This is a genomic window from Lysinibacillus sp. NPDC095746 (genome assembly GCF_044763535.1).
Lineage (GTDB): Bacteria > Bacillota > Bacilli > Bacillales_A > Planococcaceae > Lysinibacillus.
Genome location: NZ_JBIWGL010000016.1, coordinates 19,854 through 41,931, shown reverse-complemented (window position 1 = coordinate 41,931; position 22,078 = coordinate 19,854). Strand labels below are relative to the sequence as shown.

The window sequence follows — 22,078 nt, the reverse complement described above, 5'->3', positions numbered from 1 at the left end:
AGGTTGATACATTGCGTTGTTTGGAGAAGCATCGCTCGACTCCTGCGGGAAAGCGAGACAGACGAGACCCCGCACGAAGCGAAGCGTAGGAGGAGGCTCGGCGCTCGCCCGCGGAAAGCGAGCGGAATGCTTCGGAAAACAACAGTAGAATCACAGTGCCATATGAAAAAAGCGAGGTATTCGACGATTAACCGCTGAATACCTCGCAATGTGAGAAGATATTGACTTTTTCAGTGCCCTCATAAAAACTCTAACTCTTTTTATTTCAAGTCGTTATCTCTAAACATAATTTTGTTGAAATAACCATCCTCACCGTAAAGGTTCTGAATGGATTTAGTAATGACAGTTATATTTTCAATGTCGAGGCAGAAAGTTCATGACAAATTTTTGGTGATCACTAATCCTCTTTTTCTAAACCATGTAATGCTTTCCATTAACAATATTTCTATCTTCTTTTCCATACAATACGTTTTTTGGATTGATCACGATGAGTAAAACCGCTACTACTAAATAAAGAATTGCGCTGTACATGATTAGCTCCAATAAATTACCATTTATTAAGCCAATAAAGAAATTAAATAATTGGTGGATGATGATTGGAATGATTAAATTTTGATTTAAGTTATAAAATGCTGTCATGACGATTTTAGTGGAAATAAGTGCAATCATAAAGAATAGTATATATTTCATTAAATCCATGCCCATATACCCTGTAGTAAACCAAATAGGAAGATGCCACATCCCCCACCAAAATCCAATGATAATCGAAGCTTTTAATGGCGAATGCTTCTTTTGAAGCTCCATTTGAGCAAATCCTCTCCATCCTAGTTCTTCACCTAGCGGCCCAGAAAGTAGGTTTTTAAAAAAGAAATAGATCAGCATTCCCCATGAAGAAATCGTAAAAACAGAGTCTACTTCATTGTTTTTCGATACGAGAAAAACAATCATCAAAAATATAAATGTTTGAATCAGCATCGCAGAAAGAATCACCGAAAACTTAAGCTTATTGTTAAATTTCTCTTTAACAAATTGCATAAAACTTTGCATAGGATAGATTTTTTTAAACAATATGGCAAAAGCAAAGGTTGAGGACCAAGCTGATATACAGAGCGTTACATCAAAAATCCATTTAGGAAATCCTAACACTCTTGTGGCTCCGACAAGACAAAAAAGTGGCAAAAAAATGATATTGGTTAGTAAAATAAAACTTGCTACCGGTTTTTTAAGTTTCTTTTCTCTATTCATACATATTCCCCGTTTCAAACTAAATTTCTTTTTAAGATACCTTTAGCTTAAACCTAGGGGTTACTCTCAGGTCAACACTTCCTTCAAATAAATGAAGCAATATATTTAGAAAAACCCGAACAAATGGCTCGGGTTTTACACTATACTACTTTTTGTCCTAATCTCAATCTATTCATCGAAATAGGAAGTTTTAATATTTTTCTCATCCAAAAATTTTTCAATTTTTAATTGCTGCCTTCCGTTCGCTTTAGTAAAATGCTCTGAAGCAAAATCTGATATATCTGTAAGGTTACCATTTTCGACCATCCCAACAATTTCATCTTCAAATTGTATTAACGTTTTTCTGATCGATGAAACAAATTCATAGATTGTCTTTGAAGGTTCTTTATAATCATCAGGGATAGTATTATTACTAATAAAATCAATGAAATTCGCATCATTCTTTTCCCCTTCAGCTACTAAAGTATGTAATTTTTCCTGATCAGATTTAGAACCATCCTCATATTTAGAAACAATTATCTGCATTTCTTTGTCTAACACATGGCTATAATCCAAATACTTTTTTATACTGGCTTTCATTTCTTCTTCGCTAATCGTTTCATTCTTTTTATTAGAAACAAAAATATCGTCAGGAATTTTAACGAGTACATTGTTAACAGGTTTTTCCTTACTTTCTTTATTGTTTTCTTCGTTAGACATTGTTTCGTGTGAACAAGCACACATCAATACAATCGTGAACACCATGAATAAAAATAATGTAAATCTTTTCATATGTATCTCCTTCTTCATCCATTTTGTCATTAATTTGACCTTTCTTATAATCCGCCTTCATTCACAAAATCGTCTCTACTTCCTTAATGATCGAGCCATTTTACAATAAATGATTACAGGCTATACATTTCGCGCCCCCCACGTGTACTAGTTAAATAGTACACTATGACTTTAAATTCCGCAAGTGTTTTTTCAAATAAAAGGAAGAACCCCTATATAAAGGGCTCTCCCTTGATAAAATTGAACAAAGTATGGCTCTTCAGTAAAGCGAGGGAACTAATAAGTTTCACTTGATAGGTACATAAATCTCTAAAAATACCCGTTCAAGTCCATCTTCATAAGTAGTCAGTAATAGGTTTATATAAACTTGTCCCAAAAGTTCATACCCTTTTTCTACTGCGATTTTTCTTAAACTAGCTTCCACGTGTTGATCAATATTTTTTCCGCCAGTTGACCATCTTCCATCTTCAATTATTGTATAAATACATTTTGGATGGGATAGGATTTCACCGTCTACTTTTTCATCCAAGTCTTCCAATTTCCTTACAATGATAAACTTATCTTCTATAAAACCTTCTTCATTAAAGTTGATGACTCTTCTTAAAGATGTGAGCGTAACTGCTTTTTTTAAACTGTCCGCATTCTTTTTTAAAGTGTCATATTTATCATATGCAGTATAATGTTCTATTTCCCCCTTTATTTCTAGGGGTTTCATTTCCTTAACTATGTATTGCCCTAAAAATTGTTTAATATTCTCACAATCTTCTTTTACTATTTGAAGCTTTTTTAATAGAAGTTTTTTATATTCTATTTCCCGTAAAACTTCTTGTTCTTTCTCTTCTAATAATAATTGTATCCCCTCAATACTCTTACTTTTTCTTAATTCCTGAATTTTTTTAATTTCAATATCAATTTCTCTATAGAAATTGACAGTTGTTATATCATAAATATCAAAACGATTATAAATTCTATATCCATTCTCCATATTTTGCTTTGGCTTTACTAATTCCTTTTCTTCATAAAATTTCAACGTATCTCTAGATACACCTAAAAAATTAGCTACTTGCCCAATCGTGTACATTTTCCTCTCCTACCTTTGATGCAAAATCTTTATCGAACTACATAACCATATAATACCATTTGAGAATTGGAGATGCCAGATGATACTCTGACCAAACAATGGGATTATGAAGTAATTCTTTTCCTAACAAAAATAAAAGCCGTCGAAACAGCTCCAGGTTTTTAAAAACCTTATTCTTCAAATGATAAATTTGTCGGTTCCTCTAAAAGATGGTTTTCAAAGCAAATGTGGGTTGTAGGGATATCGTTTTCAACTACCTCAAAACTAAGCCCATCCAGCCAAACTTCTCCTTTTCCTGTCAGTAAAATACCGAACGATATTATTGCACTATTTTCTGGTACATCCAGAACTATAGAATAACGATTCCAACTATTTGTACCAATGATTGGTCTATCACTCATATTATCAAATTGCAGGATATCCTCCGATGCATTATCTACTCGCATCCAAAGTCCTGCAAATTGTTTAACATTTTCAGTTTTAACAAACCCCGATAGTTTAACTCTTTTATTTCTAAATTCATTTGCCTTAAATTGTTGCATCATTGTTGCAAATTCATCTGGATCCCGAACCGTTTTTGATTTTAAATAGCCCGATGCTTTTCCTTGATGAACAGTTTCCCGATCTATTCCTATTTCATAATTATAAGGATGACTTCCACTTATGAACCAGCCTTTCATTTTTTCTTCCATTATTGATTCCTCCTTGTTTTTTCTCATAGCTCTCATTACTTTTCTGTATTGCCCTGGTGGCAAACCATATAATTTTTTGAATGCTCGTGTAAAGGATTCTTGTGACTCAAATTGATAATAGAACGCGATATCAATAATTCTTTCATTCGTATGAAGAAGTATACTTGCAGCATTTGCAAGTCGCCTCATTCGAATATATTCCGTGACAGACATGCCAACAGAGGTTTGAAAAACTCTGTGAAAATGATATCTTGAAAATCCACTTACTGCATCAATATCATTGGCGGAAATTGGCTCATGTAAATGTGATTCAATCCAATTTATTGTTTTTTGAATTTGCCAATCATTTTTCAACGGTATCTCACCTCCTCTTCACTTATAATCATAACGAATAAAAATTAATAATTTTTGACTTTTTTTGCGATATTTTTTAAAACGACAAATACTCTAACAAAACATCTTCCATTAAATTGATTTTTACGACACTCTAATTCATGTGTAAAATTCGAATACGGGTAGCAAGTGACTATTTTACTCCTTTTACCATTTCTCCTTTCAATCTAAGCTGTTCACCTAAAAAAGATAGATGCTTAAACTTGCTAAAAGAACTTATTCTGCTTTAACATAATTAAGCAATGATAAGTGACAGTATCCATTACTCTTACACAATCTAAAAAAATCTTTACCGAAGGAGTGGTAGAATTGGCACGTGTTTTATTTATTAACGGTGGATCAGAAGGACATATCAATCCAACTATTGGCGTTGTGCAGGAGTTAATTTCGAGTGGAGAAGAGGTCGTGTTCTTTACAATTGAATCTTTTCGAGAGCGTATTGAGAAGACGGGAGCGACTGTGCGCACATTTGATGGTCAAAAATTTATCAAAGCTTTTATTTCAGGTGGAAGAAATCATTTACTTGAAAGGGTCAACGGACTATTACTTACTGCAGATGTCGTCATACCTAGCGTCCTTGAACAGATTAAAGGAGAACATTTTGATTACATCATCCACGATTCTATGTTTGGCTGTGGCTATTTACTTGCCAAAATCCTTAAACTTCCAGCAATCAGTTCATGTACATCTTTTGCCGAGACTAAACAATCATTTGATAAAACATTAGAACATCTTTCAAAAAATATTCCAACCGAAGTTTTAAAAAAGGTAAACGATGATTTTCAACAGCTAACAGCAAAAATTAAAGAAAAATATGGCGTTGAAATCCATTCACCTTATGAAGTTTTTTGTAATCCCGCACCACTTACAATCGTTTATACAACGAGGGAATTTCAACTTAACGGAGAAGCATTTGATCAATCCTATAAATTTGTAGGCCCATCCATTTCTTCACGATCGACACAAGAAGATTTCGACCTTAGTGCATACGAAGGTAAAAGCCCCATTTACATTTCACTCGGTACGGTCTTAAATCAAGCTATTGATTTCTATAAACTTTGTTTTAAAGCATTTGGAAATACTGAGCATACCGTTGTTATGTCTATTGGAGGACAAACAAAACTTGATGAATTGGGAGAAATTCCTGACAACTTCATTGTAAAACCTTATGTTCCACAAACCGAATTGCTAAAATACACTAAATTATTTATCACACATGGTGGCATGAACAGTACGAATGAAGCGCTCTATAACGGGGTTCCGCTAATCGTTATCCCACTTAGTGCGGATCAGCCTTTAATCGCTCAGCAGGTAACCACTATTGGAGCAGGTATTCAATTACAAATGGAAAGTTTGACGGCAACTCAACTATATGAAACTGCAAATCATGTGTTAAACATCCCTTCCTTCCATATAGCTGTTGCAAATATTAAAGACTCCTTCCAAAAATCTGGTGGGTATCACAAAGCTGTCGATGAGATTTTCAAATTTACAAGTCAATAAGATATTTAAATTTATTAGCTACCATCATTGGTGGCTTTTTTTATGTAGATAAAAAAGCTAGGACAACATCCCAGCTTTTTGCACGTACTTTAAAAAAGGAGGAGCTACGAATCACCATTAATAATCGACTTCCCACCATCATGTATTATCAAACCATAGTCATTATTTTGTTCATAAAAAATGATTATTTTATCAGGACATTCAAACGGGTTCTCATGTATTTCACACTTGAAACTTGCATGAAAAGTCATATCCTCACAACAATGTTTTTTCATTATTTCATTTCCCCTTATTTAAGTAAAGCACCATGCATCACCAGTGTCTACATATCCCCTCGATAATTCATCTATAGTTAAATCGGTTAAACTCATAATCAAAACCTCTCTTTGTTCATCATTTAATAAACAATATACAATAAGTTTATTTGTAAACAACGATAGCATTTGTTTATCTAAAAAAGAAGAATCCATTTTGACAATACTCAATCAAAATAGATCCCTCTCCGCTTTTACTATATAAAAAGTTAATATTCGTTTTTTTCACTTTGCCGATATATGAAAACACTGCTTATTATGCCAAGTCCACCAAATAGCAAAACCCATATATTCTTAAAAAAAAGTCCATAGAGGGTCATTACACTACTAATAATTCCACTTGAAAAAACACTGGCTACGATGGATTTTTTTGTTGGTTTAGGGAATTGAATAGAGGTTCCCAGATTTTTATTTCCCCATTTACATGCCGTATCCATGATATTTTGTAGTTTGTCTAACATCCTCTTCTCCCCCTAGTGTTAAAATACGAAAAAAGAAAAAAATGCATTGGACATTGCACCCAAAAAAGCCAACATGGAAAATGATAAACACACCATTCCGGCAATCTTTTTCGCCTTCTGTTCTCTATTGTTTTTAGACATTAAAACTAACCCTAAGATTAGTAGGAAGATTGCTAAAATGATATTCATTGCGATAAAGAACGGTGCTGTTTCTTTTAGAAAGTCTATAATACTCCAAAATAAACTCATTGATATTTCCTCCTATTTAATAGAATAGAGCTTCTATTCAAAGATGCTTGCGACCAATTGCTTAGTCATAAATTGAAATGCGGCTAAATGATCACAGTTTTTTAAAATTCCTTCTTTACTCGCAATGCTTGAAAGAAGGACGGTGAAGGTCGAAAAGGCTAAAGTTTCTGGTACCTTCAATGTAAGATTTGCTTGTTTGATTGCTGTACGGAAAAGTTCACTACTATTAAACATTAGTTTTTCTTTCATTTCCTCCGAAAGTTTATTATAAAACGATGTGAAATCAGTCGTTTTCACGTCATAAAGAAATGGTTTGCTTTCGTATTCATAGTAAAGCTGGATTATTGCTGTTTCAAAGCCGGACTTTTCAGGGCATTGTTCAATTCGCTCAAGGAAATTTCCATATATAGTTTCTTGAACGTCATATAGAACTTCAAAAAAAAGTTCTTCCTTACTGGAATATAAATTATAAAAAGTACCTGTTGATATTTCTGCTTTTTTACACAACGCGCCAATGCTTGTTTCTTTATAACCCTGAGAAATCCAAAATACCATACACTCATCTTTCAATTTACTTTTAATCAGAGTTTTATCTTCTTCTGAAAAAACTTTCTTCCCCCTTGCCATAGATGATTCCCTCCTTTATGAATTATTTATATGAATATTCATATATCATATTCACATCTTATCATTAACACCAATTTTTAACAAGGTATTAAATAACAAATTAATTCATTTCATTGAAAATCACTCTAAACTTTTGATCTCACAGTACATAAAAAGCCAACGTTTTGAATAATGTTTCATCAAAACGTTGGCTTTTCTTTTTTAATTTTCCCCACATTTCACAAGCATTTGTCACTGTAAGAACTTCCTCCATTCCTCCCAAGCTTCCATATAGCCATTAAGATCGTGAGGATGGACTTTAATACACACGCCAATACGTGTATATAATTGAAAAACAACTTCATTCAAAAGTTGTTCCTTCGAAAAGGATGCATTTCCGTTCCACAAGGAAAACGATGAAAAAAGTGTATGTAAATCTAGACTATCTGGTGAAGAACAAAATGCATAGGTAAAATCGTAAATTTTAGGACCGATTAAAGGTGATGGGTCAATTACGCCTTTTAACTGATTACAAGCATATACAAAATTATGAACACCTGTATCTCCGTGAATGTAATACTTCTCTTCTTGATGGTGATACGTTTTTAATGTATTTAACAGCAACTCTACTCTATTATGGTCCTCGTTTGGTAAGAGCTTTCCTATATTCATTTTGGCTGACTCAAAACTACTTTGATTAAAGTCTGACCAGGAGCTTCGATGGATCCCGTTTACTCTTCCCCAAGGAATGTCTTTATCCACCTTTTCATAATGATTGGAATAACTCTTGGGTTAAAATTTTCATCCATTCTAATTTAGATCCTCGATGATAGTGAGTTTCTCCAGGTATATAAGAGTACACAATAAATTCTTTCTTATGATCCGTGTAATGAACATCCGGCAACAACTTCACCTTTCTATAGGCAAGCAGGAATTCCTCTGTAGCGGATATTTCCATAGGATGGTCGATCTTTATCACAAAGGTTGGCAATTTTTTGCACAGGATCGTATATAAAATGCCCTCAGTTGTACCACTTTTTAACTTCTTTAATTCTAGATGCTCATTTATGACCAAGCCTTTATTTATTAGTAAATCCATGATTTCATTTATTTTTTCCATTTCTCAATCCTCTTTAGACGATTTAGTTCACTAACTTAATAAGTTCGCTTGCCTTTTTCAATAATCCTGCTTTTCAATAAGAAAAGCTGCCTATGTTTTTGGCAGCTTGTTCTAATATTTGTTTTGTTTAGTCGTAATTTGCCATCAAAGAGCCATGGAAATCCCATACAGCATAGTAAGGTTTGAACTTAACTCATGCTTTTTCTCTAGCTCTTTGTGTATCTCTTATATTCTTTTGAACTGTTATAGCTGCAAATAAACTAAGAACAAATGCCATACTAAAAAATCCTTTTTCGCTTAAAATAATACTTCCTGCATTGTATAAACCGATGGCCATTAATGCTATAGATGCAATAAGGGCGAACCAACTAAGACCATAATAAATATTCGTAACTGGTATTCCCTCATCTTTATCTCTAACTGCTTTTTGTAAAGATATCGCCGAATAGAGTCCGAATACTAAAACCGCAAAGTAAAATCCTTTTTCATTCAATTGCATAGTTGCGTTAAACAATCCTATAAGATAAGACGCAACACCTACTAATAACGCTGCCCATGAAGCCCCTTTAAAGGCTGGAGTTGGTTCTCCTTCTTTCCTTTCTTCTTTCACTTTTAAATCATTTCGTTTTTCTTTATTCTCTAAAACTTCGTTATCATTGGACATTCAATTTTTCGCCTCCATCTTTTCATCTACTAAAAATGGAGCACCAGAATCATTGCAGGCGCCTTCGATCTTTGTTATTAAAGTATATGCTCGTTAGCATGATAACTTCACAACCTTTAGCTTGTCGCTCGGCAATTATTCCTCAAGTATAATTGTGTCCGGATCTGCTTTGCATTTAGGCCTACATAAGGTATAAATGTAAATTTTAAATAAGTTGTACTAGCTCTGGATTTAATACAACTTTATGAAACCTCCAACAATCAGAGTATTCTGTACCTATTTCGTGATCCTGCAAGCAAACCCTATTCATTCCAACACAGCCGTCAAGACCACAACAACCATTTAATCTACTACTGTCTGAATGGTGGTTTGAATTGATTAAATCCTTGCTGTTGATAATGATAGACCCTTTGAATATTTCATAAGCTGTTTCCTCTTGAATTAAATAAAAGCCTCTAGGAATATAATCCTGACCATCGTTTTCATTCCTTTTTCTACTTTCCTGCACTGTTAGTGAAAAATCGATTGTCCTAATTGTGAAATAACTTTGTAGCTTGCTTACCGCCGATAATAAGCATGATAATCCCAATTACTGCCAGAATAATCCGAACTAAGAATGGACTTAATGAAAACACAGTTTCACCTTGCCAATGCAACCAAAACAACTTTTCATTCAGCCCCAATCGCCATTATTGGCTTAAGAAATAAACCCAGCGCTAACAATACTATTGCCTAAATAATATTGCTATTCATTGATTCAAAACCTCTTTTCCAATTAAGATAAATGAAAAATTAATTTTTTCTACATACGGCATCTGTTATCTTATTATTTTTATGATTAAAGCTAATAAACCTTTTAAACTAACTCGCTCCGTTAGCTCAATAAGAAAAATTGCCTTTGATTTCGTAGGTTAATTATAAACTCTTGCACCCTTCGTTGAACGAGTAATCTATCTATAATCTTTTATTCCACTTTCAAAAGCCTGTCTATCGTCATTCTCAATCCCGTGCAAGGCTTCTTGTAGAGCAAATGTACTTTTATAAAATTTAACTCGCTCAGATATTTCAATACCGTTAGGATATTGGTGAATACACATATCAAAAAAATTCTCACCATAGCTAGAGAGGATTCCAGCAAAGTCATACGCTGGATCACCTATACCAGAACCACCAAAATCTATTATCCCTGAAATCATACATGTTTCTGGATTCCACAAGATGTTAGACGCTCCGAAATCTCCGTGTATAAGTGTTATATCTAAATTTGAGAATGCTTCCCCTTTTAGGAACGTTTCAAAAGATTGTGATATTTCCTTTTGAGCGTCTTGTCTGATAAAAGGAAATAATGTATTTTGAATTTTATCGTACAGGTTATACATCTCTTCACTAGGATTACGAACCTTTAGTTTCAAATCTCGACTCGCTTTTTCTCCTGAAATAGAATGGAGTTCTACAAGAAAAGAAACAAGTTGTTTTGCCAACCCTTTCACCAATTCAATACTCTCTACCCCAGTTAAACTTTCATTCCACAAAGGAACACCATCTATTAGTTTATAGCCAGTAAAGACCTTACCTGGTTCTATCTCTTCTAAAGACTGATAGATGGGATACGGAATAGGAGTAGAAACGATCCCTTTAATATATTTCAAAATATCCGTCTCTCTCCTTAATTGAATGATGCCATTTTTATATTTTGGAAATCTAAAAACCAAAGATTTGTTGACAATTAACACATCATTATTCTGTCCAATTTCATTAGGATAAAAGTCTTCAATGGAAAGGTCAGAATAAACGGATTGAATGTTTTCAATTAAGTTATTATTCATTTTAAATCCCTCCTTGTGGTCACTTTCTATTGTTTTGATCACCAAACTTGTTTAACTTTCCTGCACAGTAGTTTACCTACAATTCTTTACAAACGTTAAATAGATTTTAACATAAATATCCAACAAAAAAATCACCTCTAAAAAACGAGGTGATTTACTATGCTCTAGTAGCCAAAAGCGAATATATGCATTCATTTTTACGAAGCATCTTCAAATTGACTATTATATAGCTCCGCATAGAATCCTTTATCTGCAAGCAATTCTTCATGATTACCACTTTCAATAATATCTCCGTCTTTCATCACTAAAATTAAATCGGCGTTTTTAATGGTTGAAAGTCTATGCGCAATGACAAATGATGTTCTGCCCACCATCAATTTATCCATTGCTTGTTGAATAAGTGCTTCAGTACGAGTGTCAACGGAGCTAGTAGCTTCATCTAAGATAAGCAAAGGTGCTTTTTTAACCATTGCCCTTGCAATCGTAATAAGCTGTTTTTGTCCTACTGATAAACTTGTATGATCATTTAAAACTGTATCATAACCTTTTGGCAGCGTTCTAATAAAGTGGTGTAAACCTACTGCCTTACATGCTGCAACTACTTCTTCATCAGTTACATGATCTTTGTTATAAATGATATTTTCCTTAATGGTACCTTCGAATAACCAAGTATCTTGCAGCACCATGCAGAATAAGTCGTGAACATTTTTACGAGAAATGGATTTAGTAGGTACGTCCTCAATCATAATTTCCCCGCTATCTACTTCATAAAAACGCATGAGAAGATTTACAAGCGTTGTTTTACCAGCTCCAGTAGGTCCGACAATTGCCACTTTTTGACCGGCTTTTATATTTGCAGTGAAATCTTTAATAACCAGCTTTTCTTTTGTATAGCCGAACTTAACGTTTTCAAACTTCACATTCCCTTTAACATCTTTGGCATGTAAAGTGACTTTCTTATCACTTTCATCTTTTAGCTCCTCTTCTTGTAAGAACTCAAATACACGTTCACTTGCTGCGGCAGTTGATTGCAAGCTTGTAGCTGCCTGTGCTAACTGAGACAACGGCTGCGTAAATAAGCGGATATACACCATAAAGGAAACAATAACACCAAATGTAATGGAACCGTTCATTGTTAGTGCTGCACCTACTACACAAACAACAACATAGCCTAAATTTCCAATAAAGATCATGAGCGGCATCATCATGCCTGACATAAACTGTGCTCGCCAAGCGCTATTAAAAAGACTTTCATTAATTTCATTAAATTTTTGCGTTGCCGCTTTTTCCGCGTTATACACCTTCATGACATTATGCCCAGAATAAATTTCTTCTATATGGCCATTTATTCTACCAAGGTCTTGCTGCTGACGTATAAAGTATTTTCGGGATCTTGAAATAATAAAGGTCATTAATACAAATCCAACGACAGTTGCAGCAATAGCAGAAAGTGCCATCGTAACATTAATATAGAACATCATAATCAAAGATCCAAAGAACATAACTCCCGCTGTCACTAACGAACCAATACTCTGGTTTAGAGACTGTCCAATCATATCCACATCATTCGTGACACGACTTAACACATCTCCGTAGGTTGTAGAGTCAAAGTATTTCAACGGTAATCTATCGATTTTGTTCGCAATATCTGTCCGTAACCTTTTGGAAACTCGCTGTGTAATAGTAGCCATAATAAACGCCTGAATATAATTGAAAATAAAGCTCAAACCATACAAAATAGCAAGTAACAGACCAATTTTTCCGATAGCCGTAATATCAATCTCACCAGGCATGCCTTTTAGGATTAAATCGGTGATCTCACTCAGCATATTAGGTCCAATAATCGTGAAAATTGTTCCTGCAACTGCCAATACAATGGCAAAGATAATCGCTGGTAAATAAGGTTTACAATAGGTAATCAACTTTCCCCAAGGCTTTTTAAAATTCTTGGGCTTTTCTCCAGGAGCCATCATATGACCTGGACCGCCAGGACCTTTTCGGGGCTTATTTGTTTGTGTATTACTCATTTTCCAACTCCTCCTTCGATAGCTGCGAATAGGCGATTTCCTGATAAGTGTTACAAGTTTCCAATAATTCATTATGTTTCCCCATACCAACGATTTTACCTTCATCAAGAACAATTATTTTATCAGCATCTTTAATCGTTCCAATTCGCTGTGCCACAATTAAAGAGGTTGCACCTTTCGTCTCTTTTTTCAAGGTAGAACGAAGTTGTCGGTCTGTTTTATAATCTAAGGCAGAGAACGAATCATCAAAAATAAAGATTTCTGGATTTTTATTCACTGCTCTTGCAATAGAAAGACGTTGTTTCTGTCCTCCTGAAAGATTTGTTCCGCCTTGCGCGATTGCCGCTTCATATTCACCGTCCATTTTCTCCACAAACTCTTGCCCTTGGGCAATTTCCACCGCTTTTTTAATTTCCTCATCAGTTGATAAAGTCTGACCGTTATCACCATAGGCAACATTAGATTTTACCGTACCTGAAAATAATACGGCCTTTTGAGAAACGTAACCAAGCTTATTATAAAGTGCTTCATGTGTATATTCTTTCACATTGATTCCGTCGACTATTACCTCTCCCTCCGTAGCATCGTAAAATCTTGGGATTAAATTAATTAGCGTACTTTTACCACTACCCGTAGAACCGATTAATGCGACAGTTTCACCTTTATGTGCTGTAAAGCTAATATCTTTTAAAACATAGTCCTCTGCATTAGGATATTTAAAGCTAACATTACGCAGTTCAATTTCACCTTCGATCCCCTTTGGTGACGATTGCATTGCTCCCTCCATAATTGTCTGAGGTGTATTAAGTACTTCATTCACACGTGCTGCAGATACTGCTGCTCTCGGTAGTAAAATGAACGTCATTGATAATAGCATAAAGGCCATAACTACCTGCATTGCATAAGATGAAAATACTACCATGTCACTGAATAGACCGATGCGATCCATTCCCCCCGCATTCGAAATCAAATGAGCTCCAATCCAATAGATAGAAAGGGTTAAACCTGACATAATCAGACCCATTCCTGGCTGCATAAGTGCCATAAGGCGGTTCACAAAAAGATTTGTATCCGTTAAATTCTTATTTACTTTTTCAAACTTTTCTCCCTGATACTGTTGTGCGTTATAAGCATGAACAACACGAATACCAGTTAAACCTTCTCTTGTTACCCGGTTAAGATGATCTGTCAGTTTTTGAACAATTTTAAATTTCGGTAGCACAAAGATAATTAAGTTGCCTATCATAATAAGTAAAACAATGACAGCCACCCCAGTTGCCACTGACCACTCCCAACTTTTCCCGGTAATCTTCAAAATAGCCCATATTGCAAGGATAGGAGCCTTAATCATAACTTGAAGTCCCATTGCAACCGTTTGCTGTATTTGCGTTATATCATTAGTAGAACGAGTAATTAGACTTGCGATTGAGAAACTATTAATCTCCTCCATAGAGAAAGATAGCGTTTTATCAAAAACTCCTTTTCGCAATTCCTTTGAAAGAGACGTTGCTACCCTTGCTGCAAAATAGCCCACAATGACTGCCAATATCATACTGCCAAGGGCACATAACAGCATCTTTCCTCCAGCTGTCCATATCTCGCTCGTTTTACTGCCCTCTGTTTGCACAAGAGTCGTAATTTTAGCCATATAATCTGGTAACTTCAAATCCAAATAAACTTGCCCTACAATGAACACAATACTAGCAACAATTAGCGTCCATTCTTTCGCTTTTAAATATTTAAATATTTTCACCATATTTGCAGTCCTCCTTATTTAGTTAGCATGCTAACTATATAGTCATAAAAACACCAAAATAGCGTCTTCTTCAAGATTCTATATTTTCTTTCATAGCATCCATTACTTCAAAAAACACATCAAGTTGCTCTTCCGGGATACCTGTTAACAATTTTTGTTCAAGAAGCGCTCTACGGGTCATGATACTGTCATGTATTTTCAGCGCATCTTCTGTTAAGACAATTTTTTTGAGTCTTGAATCATAGGGCACAGATTGCCTTGTAATCAAACCGTTATTTTCCATAGCCTTTAGTACTCTAGATGCTGTTGATTTACGAATAGAAAAGTCTCTTTCAAAATCCTTTTGAAAGACATCTTTATTTTGGTTTTTGTAAAGATAACTTATCGTCCACCCATGCATGGCAGTAAGGTTATCTTTTTCCATTAGGCTTTGATCCAATTGTCTTCTCATTAAGAGCGACAATGTACGCAACTCTAACCCAACTGATCTCTTTTTGCTCAATTTTCTACCTCCTATATGATAACGTGCAGACTTTAGTATTTAAAATGTGTACTGGTGGGGCATGTCGTATTTAAGTCAAAACATAATTTTAGTCGTAAGACGCTTATGCCCTTAGGTAAAAGATCATCATGTTCAGATTTATCTTCTATTCAGTTTGCCATATTGCCTGCAAAAAGTTCAACAAAAAAGTAAAACCACTTTTTAGTTAAAATAAAAGTATGCTAAGTAATGACAAAATAACATTGTTCATTTTCACTCTTCTAAGCCTGAACATTAAAAATTTTACAGCTTGGAATCCGTTGGAAGAAACGTTTTTTCAGTTTAGTTAGGGATTAAGTTTTACATATCTAATTTAGAAATGGGAAGAATATAAATGAGCTAGAACCCAATAAGAATTTATAATTTTCAGGAGGATAAGTATGTCTACATTTAATTTAGGTGATAAAGTCCCCGATTTTACTCTTCCAGCAGTTAATGGCGAAGAATTCTCTTTTGTATCTCATCAAAATCAGCATAAAAGTTGGCATCTCATTATCTTTTTCAGAGGATCATGGTGCCCTGTTTGTCTTCATGATTTAAAAGAGCTTGAAGAAAGCAAAAGTTATTTTGAAGGCAAGAATGTACACCTAATTACAATCTCAACGGACCGGTTAGAAAATTTAAAGAAAATGGTTGATGAACATAACATTACTTTTACAGTCTTAACTGATAAAGCGTTAAAAACATTAAAAGCATATGATGTTTTTTATCATGGAGAAAATGCTCCATATGAGGATCATGGTACGCATGGAGAGCCAGCTTATTTCCTTGTTGATGAAAATGGACAACTGCTATATCAACAAAAACAAACAAGCCCATTTGGACGCCCATCATCTACTGAACTTCGCAAAATTATCCAATATATCGGAAAGAATTTAAAGACAAATCAATAAATAAAAATATTTGATTGGGCTCAATTGTAGAGCAACATAAGTAGAAAAACAATCCATCTCGAATAATTTGCTTTATACGATTGCTCTAAAATCTAAAATGCTAAAAAATAAAAGGTAATCTCATTTAAGACATGACTAAGATGTGATTACCTTTTTCTGTATATGGAATCAACAAAGCTAAATTTTATTTGTAGCTACTAACATGAATTCGAACTTCGTAAGTTATTCATTAGATAATATTTTCATGTTTAATTCTCTATTAGGATTATAGAATTGTAACCATTTATCAGCTTCACTAACCAACCACATTCCAAAGTCATTTAAAAACGATAACAATAGGTTTGCATCTATTATGGGTGTTATGGCATATTCAAGTGCTTTTTTCATGTCGTTTTCCTTTTCAGGGAAATAGTCCGAAAATAATTTATAAGCAGGATATAAATCCCTTGTATATGTGTTTGCTTTAGTAATGACAAGCGCAAGTCCTGCTCTTACTAAAATTTTCATAATCCACTTGCAACAATCTTTCATATCATCCGTATCAGAATTATCTTGAAGATCATTACAGGCATTTTTAATTTGACCTTGTAAATGAATAAGGTGGTCATTTGCTAAAGCTTCGTCAGCTCTATATTTTGGTAATTGAGGTATCAAGTCTTCTCCAAACACACATATGCCATGGGTTTTGAGTATGAAACTAATGATTGAAAAAGATGACGTATTTAAAATATCTTCTACACAGTAGAAACTTAGTTCAATACCATCTACACAAGTATGTTTTTGATTTAATTGTTGTTCTACTTCTTTTAACCGCTTTACCTGTTGTTTATTAGGGTTTTGCTTTGTAACCGCTATTGTGTCTAAGTCAGCTACGCCTTCAATACCTATCCCTTTTGGAATGGATCCTCTTATGTATACACTATGTAAATCATCTTGAAGGTGAGTGGAATACGTTTTAACCACATCGTAGATCACAGGATGAAAAATTGGGTTGATTTTATCCCAGTCTGAATGGTTAATAATGTAGCCATCGCTATCAGTAATACATAAGCTTCCAATTTCTTTAATAGTATTCATCTCATAGCTCCTTTTATTAATTTATAGTCACTTTGTCTACCTACTATGCTACGCCTCTCACTATAGGTTTTATCTTCTAACGATCAATAATGACTTTACATAGTCATTTTCTTTAATATCCATTGCGCATAAAAATAGGATAGCACGTTCACTATCGAACACGCTATCCTACTTTCATTTTGGAAGATGGTGATGATCCAATTTAGCTGAAAGATGGAGGTATCTGATTATAAGGATTAAATGGCAAAAGGCTTAACGAGTAGAAAATGGTCTAAATTCGATGCTCAATTAAATGGTTCATCACCAAAAGTTGTGGATGACTTTGTTAAAATGTCTACAATGTAAATAGTTGACCTTCGTTCCGACTGGGCGACTCCTCGGGGATCAGCAATAGAGGAACGAAGGCTAAAAGCATCACATCCTGTGATAACGCCTTCGTGACCAACATCGTGTTGGCCCGAGACCCTGCAGCGCAGCGGATGTTTTCTGTGCGAAAGCGAAGCGGCAACAACAAAGCGCCCAGTCGGAACGGAAATCAACCACACGTCATACCTTTCCGTCGGCTAGCCGTTCTCAATCAACTTACGAATTGTTTGTATGTTGCTCATCATACCCTACTAGAATCCGCGGAACTATTTTCATAGCATTTTATCGTTTGCCAAAAGTCTGCATCTTTTGTTCTCTTGTAAAATTTATAAAAGGGTTCTTTTTGGTAAGCACGTTCTTGATAGACTCTTATTATTTCCTGTAAAAGATTTTCGATATGCTGTACAGATACTTTTTTCATAAATAGCTCCCCTGCCTGTGCATGTTTACCCATTGGAACAGCGCCTAAATATACATCGAAGCTATCTTTCTGATATACAAGCCCAATATCATCATAAACGGCATTATAGCAAGCTGATGCACAGCCATTCATATTAATGCAAATTCTGCTGGGTACTTCCAAACCTTCCAGCCGCTGGTACAGCTCCTCTGTAATCTGTGCTGCCTCCATTTTATCGCCATCACATAAATCACAAGCCTTCATAGCTACAATCTGACCTTGCTTTGCAATATATAAGCCCACCTTTTCCAACTTCCTTTTGGCCGTCGTTAATTCTATTGTCGGTATAGATAGTAGTATACTGTAGGACGCAGAATATTTAATAGCCCCCCTCACTCCGACTACCTCCGCGATTGTTTGAAATTGTGCGGGTGTATAATGTTTGTTGATAATGCCAGGGCTCACAGCAAGACGCGTAAATTCACCTTCTCTGTTTAACTTAGCAAATGTTTTTTCAGGAATATTATGGCTAAAAGCATTTATAGTCATTTTTACCCTCCTAGGAAAAAAGCTAGCACATGGCTAGCTCTTCTTCTTTATTGAAAGCTTTCTGGATAAAATCCTTGTGCCAAAATTCGAATTGCTTCAGCCGCACGAACACCTTCAGATGCTGCTGATAGTGGTAAAATAACGAAACGCCCGTTTACTACCGCTTCCGTTTCTTTTAGTGCCGGATCATTTTTTAGGAAATTAATTTTTTCTTCAGCAGTAGTTGAACCATAATCAATTACAACGATAACTTCAGGGTTGCGCTCAACTACATCTTCCTTTGAAACGGTTGTCCAGCCAGACTCAACATCGCCGAATATATTTTTTCCACCTGCTACTGTCACAAGTTCATTCATGAAGTTTTGTGCAGCTGTGAAAACTTCTTTCTCACCACTATCAAATACAAGAATACGTAAATTACCCTCCTCTTGCGGAAGCTTCGTACGAATGTCCTCTACATCTTTTGTCATTTGCTTAATTAATTTTTCTCCACGCTCTTCCACATGGAATATCTTGGAAATATTGCGGATATCGTCGAAAATATCATCTAACTTAGGATTTTTAATGCTTGAAGATGTATGTAAATAAGTGTGGATGCCAAGTGCTTCTAGTTCTTCTGGTGTTCCGACACCCTTCTCACTAAACCCACTTTTCCAGCCTGCATATAAAAAATCTGCTCCTGTATCAATCACTTGTTCCTTTGTTGGGTATTGTTCAGCTAATACTGGAACTTTTTCATACGCTGCTTGTAACGGTGGATAAATTGCATCATCTAAATATGCTGTTCCGACCATTGAATCCTCTAAGCCTAACGCTAGCATAATCTCTGTCACATGCTGATTTAAGCTAATGGCCTTTTTTGGTGCTTCCGAATAGACTTGTGTCGTATCGTTATTGTCAACCGTTACTTCCGTTGCTCCAGCTTTTGCTGGTTCTACTTGTTCGCTTTTCGATAATGATTCCTGTTTTTCCTCGCTAACACAAGCTGTTAACATACTTAGCATTGCGATTGCAAGAACAAGCCATACGCTTTTTAATGTCTTCATGTCTACTTCTCCTTTTTTCTAACTCATCTATGGAAAGAAATCTAAAACTCTTAACTAACTATAAAAATTGCTCAGATATATAATAAATATGCGGCTTTTTCGTGACAGGATGGACATTAACTTCCGCATGTACACTAAACACCTTTTGTAGCAATGAGGGTGTTAATACATCAAACGGAGTTCCATATGCCGCAATTTCTCCGTCCTTTACAACATAAATTTTATCGCAATAAGTTGCTGCAATATTTAAATCATGCAAGGCTACAATGACCGTGATCGGCAAGCCCCGTATTAAATCCATGAGCTGGAGTTGATGCTGAATATCTAAATGATTCGTTGGCTCATCTAATACCATGACCTTAGCCTGTTGCGCCAATGCCCTTGCCACAACGACCCGTTTTTTCTCACCTCCAGATAAGGAACTAAAAGTACGTTCACTTAAATGCAGTACCCCTGCTTGCTGCATCGATTCCTCAACAATAGCTAGGTCTTCTTTTGTATCTACTTCCAAAAGCCTTTTATGCGGTGTACGTCCCATTGCCACAAGATCCTTAACAGTAAACTCAAATAGCACTGGTGTTTCCTGCCCTACGACGGCAAGTTGCTTTGCTACCACCTTTGAAGATTGCTTGTAAATATTTTCATTAAATAAAAATACTTCTCCCTCTTGAGGTTGTAACATACGGTACATATTTTTTAATAGGGTCGATTTCCCACTGCCATTAGGGCCAATTATGCCTACAAACTCGCGTTCTTGAATATGTACAGAAACATTGTTTAATATTTTCACCTGCTGCACGGCAAAAGTAACGTTTTTTGCAACGTATACCATTTAATTCTCCTCCCCGAATGAATACATTTGCTTACGCAACATCCATATAAAGAATGGGCATCCGCATAAAGCCGTAATAATTCCAATCGGCATTTCCTCAGGTGCAATCACAATGCGCGCAGCTGCATCAGCCCATATTAAAAATATCGCACCAATTAATGCACTAACTGGCAGTACAAACTTATAATTTGAGCCGACAATCATGCGTACGATATGTGGAATAATCAGGCCAATAAAGCCAATTGCACCACTTACAGCAACAAGGACACCTGTTAATAGGGAAATTACTAAAATTAGTAGCAATCGAAATTTCTCTAAATTAACCCCTAGCGTAACAGCAGATTCTTCGCCAAGTAAAAGTAAATTCAAATGGCGTGCATGTAGACGTAAAATTATGTAGACGATCGTTAAAACTACGAACGGAATCATTATATTCACCCATTTCGCTCCGGCCAAACTTCCCATCATCCAATAGATCACTGCCTTTATGCCTCCCTCTTCCTTCGTCATCATCAGCATAAAATTCGTCATTGCTGACAAAACTAGTGACACGGCAATTCCGGCTAATAATAAGCGAACAACTGAAATTCGTCCCCCAACTCGTGCTAAGAAAAACACAATCAGTACTGCAATTGTCGCACCTATAAAAGCAGCAAATGATAGCGCATACATACCTAAAAATGAAAAAGTGCCAAGTAAAATAACAGATGTAGCCCCGACAGATGCACCGGAAGATACCCCCAAAATATAGGGGTCCGCGATTGAATTACGAACTAAAGCTTGAATAGCAGCACCCGAAATAGCAAGCCCCGCTCCGACTATTATGGCAAGTACTACGCGGGGAGTACGAATTTGCCATATGATGATTTCCTGTGAACGGCTCCAATCCAATGTAATGCCAAGTGGGTTGAACGGGATATGCGATAAAATAATGCGCCATACAATACTAGGTGTAATAGACACAGAGCCTACCATTATCGCTAACGTCATAGATATTAGAACGACACCCGTTAATACGACTAAAAGTAAGTTAATTTTTCTTGTTGTTGGATTCTTCAAAACGCTCTCCTCTCTTAAATCAAAGGGCATAAAAAAAATCCCCTTATCTACAAGAGGATGTCATAGTTAAATAAAGGGTGTCGATTCCCAGTCACTACAACCATCCTCGTGGTTCTATGTAAGTTTGTTGACTTTTATTGGCAGGTCTCCTGGCTTAGGTTCATCATCTATACGCCTTCCCATAGCTCGCTACAGTGACATATTGTATAGACTCTCCATTACAGTTGCGGGACAGCACCGGATTTGCACCGATTTCCCTTTTAAGCAAACGAACAAGTCATTCGCACCAACAAAATAATATTTTATTAAGTTATAAGAGGAACAATATCAGAATATTTTCCAGATAGCAATTATATTATTTATTACAATCAAGTAAAAGTGGTGATAAACGAGCTATTAATAGCTATAAAACAGAACTATTGAACATTAATTATTATTAGAAAAATAAATAAATTTAGATAGTGATTTATCTTACCATACTATACAAATTCCTCACAGTACACTATGAGTAATCGCCTTCTTCTCTATATTTAATATCAGTGTGGATAATCCGGTGTTTTAAATTTGACTGAATTAAAATGTCTAAAAGACTAACTTAGAGTTCTTA

General features: G+C 35.3%; 24 protein-coding genes and 1 riboswitch. Of the genes, 2 read left to right on the top strand and 22 right to left on the bottom strand.

Annotated elements, in window-relative coordinates; genetic code table 11:
• Window positions 1-411: 411 nt before the first annotated feature.
• The 4 genes from ACIQ7N_RS13170 to ACIQ7N_RS13155 all read right to left on the bottom strand — a co-directional run bounded on the left by ACIQ7N_RS13170 (window position 412) and on the right by ACIQ7N_RS13155 (window position 4,143).
• Entirely contained in the window at window positions 412-1,245 is an 834-nt protein-coding gene (locus ACIQ7N_RS13170; protein ID WP_402932742.1) for a CPBP family intramembrane glutamic endopeptidase, read from the bottom strand.
• Window positions 1,246-1,413: 168 nt separating this feature from the next.
• A complete protein-coding gene (locus tag ACIQ7N_RS13165; RefSeq protein ID WP_402932740.1) occupies window positions 1,414-2,016 on the bottom strand; it encodes an NDxxF motif lipoprotein in 603 nt (200 codons plus the stop codon).
• 286 nt (window positions 2,017-2,302) lie between these two features.
• Entirely contained in the window at window positions 2,303-3,097 is a 795-nt protein-coding gene (locus ACIQ7N_RS13160) for a MerR family transcriptional regulator (protein WP_402932738.1), read from the bottom strand.
• Between the two features lie 170 nt (window positions 3,098-3,267).
• Window positions 3,268-4,143, bottom strand: a complete 876-nt coding sequence (locus ACIQ7N_RS13155; RefSeq protein ID WP_402932736.1) for a helix-turn-helix transcriptional regulator — start codon at window positions 4,141-4,143, stop codon at window positions 3,268-3,270.
• 348 nt (window positions 4,144-4,491) lie between these two features.
• On the opposite strand from ACIQ7N_RS13155, the gene ACIQ7N_RS13150 reads away from it, so the two are divergent.
• Window positions 4,492-5,685, top strand: a complete 1,194-nt coding sequence (locus ACIQ7N_RS13150; RefSeq protein ID WP_402932734.1) for a macrolide family glycosyltransferase — start codon at window positions 4,492-4,494, stop codon at window positions 5,683-5,685.
• A 104-nt stretch (window positions 5,686-5,789) separates the two neighbouring features.
• On the opposite strand, the gene ACIQ7N_RS13145 is transcribed toward ACIQ7N_RS13150, so the two are convergent.
• The 13 genes from ACIQ7N_RS13145 to ACIQ7N_RS13085 all read right to left on the bottom strand — a co-directional run bounded on the left by ACIQ7N_RS13145 (window position 5,790) and on the right by ACIQ7N_RS13085 (window position 15,210).
• The gene (locus ACIQ7N_RS13145; protein ID WP_402932732.1) at window positions 5,790-5,960 is read right to left on the bottom strand and encodes a DUF6980 family protein; all 171 of its coding nucleotides are present in this window, start codon (window positions 5,958-5,960) and stop codon (window positions 5,790-5,792) included.
• Window positions 5,961-5,978: 18 nt separating this feature from the next.
• Window positions 5,979-6,170, bottom strand: a complete 192-nt coding sequence (locus ACIQ7N_RS13140; protein WP_402932729.1) for a hypothetical protein — start codon at window positions 6,168-6,170, stop codon at window positions 5,979-5,981.
• 38 nt (window positions 6,171-6,208) lie between these two features.
• A complete protein-coding gene (locus tag ACIQ7N_RS13135) occupies window positions 6,209-6,460 on the bottom strand; it encodes a hypothetical protein (RefSeq protein ID WP_248718882.1) in 252 nt (83 codons plus the stop codon).
• Window positions 6,461-6,478: 18 nt separating this feature from the next.
• Window positions 6,479-6,709 (bottom strand): hypothetical protein, encoded by a 231-nt coding sequence (locus ACIQ7N_RS13130; RefSeq protein WP_132358545.1) that lies wholly within the window; start codon window positions 6,707-6,709, stop codon window positions 6,479-6,481.
• A gap of 33 nt (window positions 6,710-6,742) precedes the next feature.
• Window positions 6,743-7,336, bottom strand: coding sequence for a TetR/AcrR family transcriptional regulator (locus ACIQ7N_RS13125; protein ID WP_248718880.1), 594 nt, complete (start codon window positions 7,334-7,336; stop codon window positions 6,743-6,745).
• 231 nt (window positions 7,337-7,567) lie between these two features.
• Window positions 7,568-7,987: a hypothetical protein gene (locus ACIQ7N_RS13120; RefSeq protein ID WP_274067443.1), complete on the bottom strand. Its 420-nt coding sequence runs from the start codon at window positions 7,985-7,987 to the stop codon at window positions 7,568-7,570.
• 94 nt (window positions 7,988-8,081) lie between these two features.
• Complete coding sequence (locus ACIQ7N_RS13115) at window positions 8,082-8,435, bottom strand: hypothetical protein (RefSeq protein WP_402932726.1); 354 nt, start codon at window positions 8,433-8,435, stop codon at window positions 8,082-8,084.
• 193 nt (window positions 8,436-8,628) lie between these two features.
• A complete protein-coding gene (yiaA, locus tag ACIQ7N_RS13110) occupies window positions 8,629-9,099 on the bottom strand; it encodes an inner membrane protein YiaA (RefSeq protein WP_132358553.1) in 471 nt (156 codons plus the stop codon).
• Between the two features lie 205 nt (window positions 9,100-9,304).
• On the bottom strand, window positions 9,305-9,688 hold the full coding sequence (locus ACIQ7N_RS13105) for a hypothetical protein (RefSeq protein ID WP_274067441.1): 384 nt from the start codon (window positions 9,686-9,688) through the stop codon (window positions 9,305-9,307).
• 361 nt (window positions 9,689-10,049) lie between these two features.
• Entirely contained in the window at window positions 10,050-10,925 is an 876-nt protein-coding gene (locus ACIQ7N_RS13100; protein WP_402932724.1) for a phosphotransferase family protein, read from the bottom strand.
• Window positions 10,926-11,122: 197 nt separating this feature from the next.
• Window positions 11,123-12,952, bottom strand: a complete 1,830-nt coding sequence (locus ACIQ7N_RS13095) for an ABC transporter ATP-binding protein (RefSeq protein WP_402932722.1) — start codon at window positions 12,950-12,952, stop codon at window positions 11,123-11,125.
• Window positions 12,945-14,708 carry an ABC transporter ATP-binding protein gene (locus ACIQ7N_RS13090; protein WP_402932720.1) on the bottom strand — a complete coding sequence of 588 codons (1,764 nt, stop codon included), beginning with the start codon at window positions 14,706-14,708 and terminating at the stop codon, window positions 12,945-12,947. Before ACIQ7N_RS13090 ends, ACIQ7N_RS13095 begins: the two co-directional genes overlap by 8 nt.
• A 70-nt stretch (window positions 14,709-14,778) precedes the next feature.
• Window positions 14,779-15,210, bottom strand: a complete 432-nt coding sequence (locus ACIQ7N_RS13085) for a MarR family winged helix-turn-helix transcriptional regulator (RefSeq protein ID WP_402932717.1) — start codon at window positions 15,208-15,210, stop codon at window positions 14,779-14,781.
• A 419-nt stretch (window positions 15,211-15,629) separates the two neighbouring features.
• On the opposite strand from ACIQ7N_RS13085, the gene ACIQ7N_RS13080 reads away from it, so the two are divergent.
• The gene (locus ACIQ7N_RS13080; RefSeq protein WP_402932715.1) at window positions 15,630-16,142 is read left to right on the top strand and encodes a peroxiredoxin family protein; all 513 of its coding nucleotides are present in this window, start codon (window positions 15,630-15,632) and stop codon (window positions 16,140-16,142) included.
• Window positions 16,143-16,364: 222 nt separating this feature from the next.
• On the opposite strand, the gene ACIQ7N_RS13075 is transcribed toward ACIQ7N_RS13080, so the two are convergent.
• The 5 genes from ACIQ7N_RS13075 to ACIQ7N_RS13055 all read right to left on the bottom strand — a co-directional run bounded on the left by ACIQ7N_RS13075 (window position 16,365) and on the right by ACIQ7N_RS13055 (window position 21,402).
• Window positions 16,365-17,219: a nucleotidyltransferase gene (locus ACIQ7N_RS13075; RefSeq protein ID WP_402932713.1), complete on the bottom strand. Its 855-nt coding sequence runs from the start codon at window positions 17,217-17,219 to the stop codon at window positions 16,365-16,367.
• Window positions 17,220-17,826: 607 nt separating this feature from the next.
• Window positions 17,827-18,534, bottom strand: a complete 708-nt coding sequence (locus ACIQ7N_RS13070; protein ID WP_402932711.1) for a precorrin-3B methylase — start codon at window positions 18,532-18,534, stop codon at window positions 17,827-17,829.
• A 47-nt stretch (window positions 18,535-18,581) separates the two neighbouring features.
• Complete coding sequence (locus ACIQ7N_RS13065) at window positions 18,582-19,580, bottom strand: ABC transporter substrate-binding protein (protein WP_402932709.1); 999 nt, start codon at window positions 19,578-19,580, stop codon at window positions 18,582-18,584.
• 58 nt (window positions 19,581-19,638) lie between these two features.
• Entirely contained in the window at window positions 19,639-20,412 is a 774-nt protein-coding gene (locus ACIQ7N_RS13060) for an ABC transporter ATP-binding protein (protein ID WP_402932708.1), read from the bottom strand.
• Window positions 20,413-21,402: a FecCD family ABC transporter permease gene (locus tag ACIQ7N_RS13055; RefSeq protein WP_255505028.1), complete on the bottom strand. Its 990-nt coding sequence runs from the start codon at window positions 21,400-21,402 to the stop codon at window positions 20,413-20,415. It lies immediately after the preceding gene.
• A gap of 191 nt (window positions 21,403-21,593) precedes the next feature.
• Window positions 21,594-21,777, bottom strand: a riboswitch (cobalamin riboswitch).
• Between the last annotated feature and the right edge of the window lie 301 nt (window positions 21,778-22,078).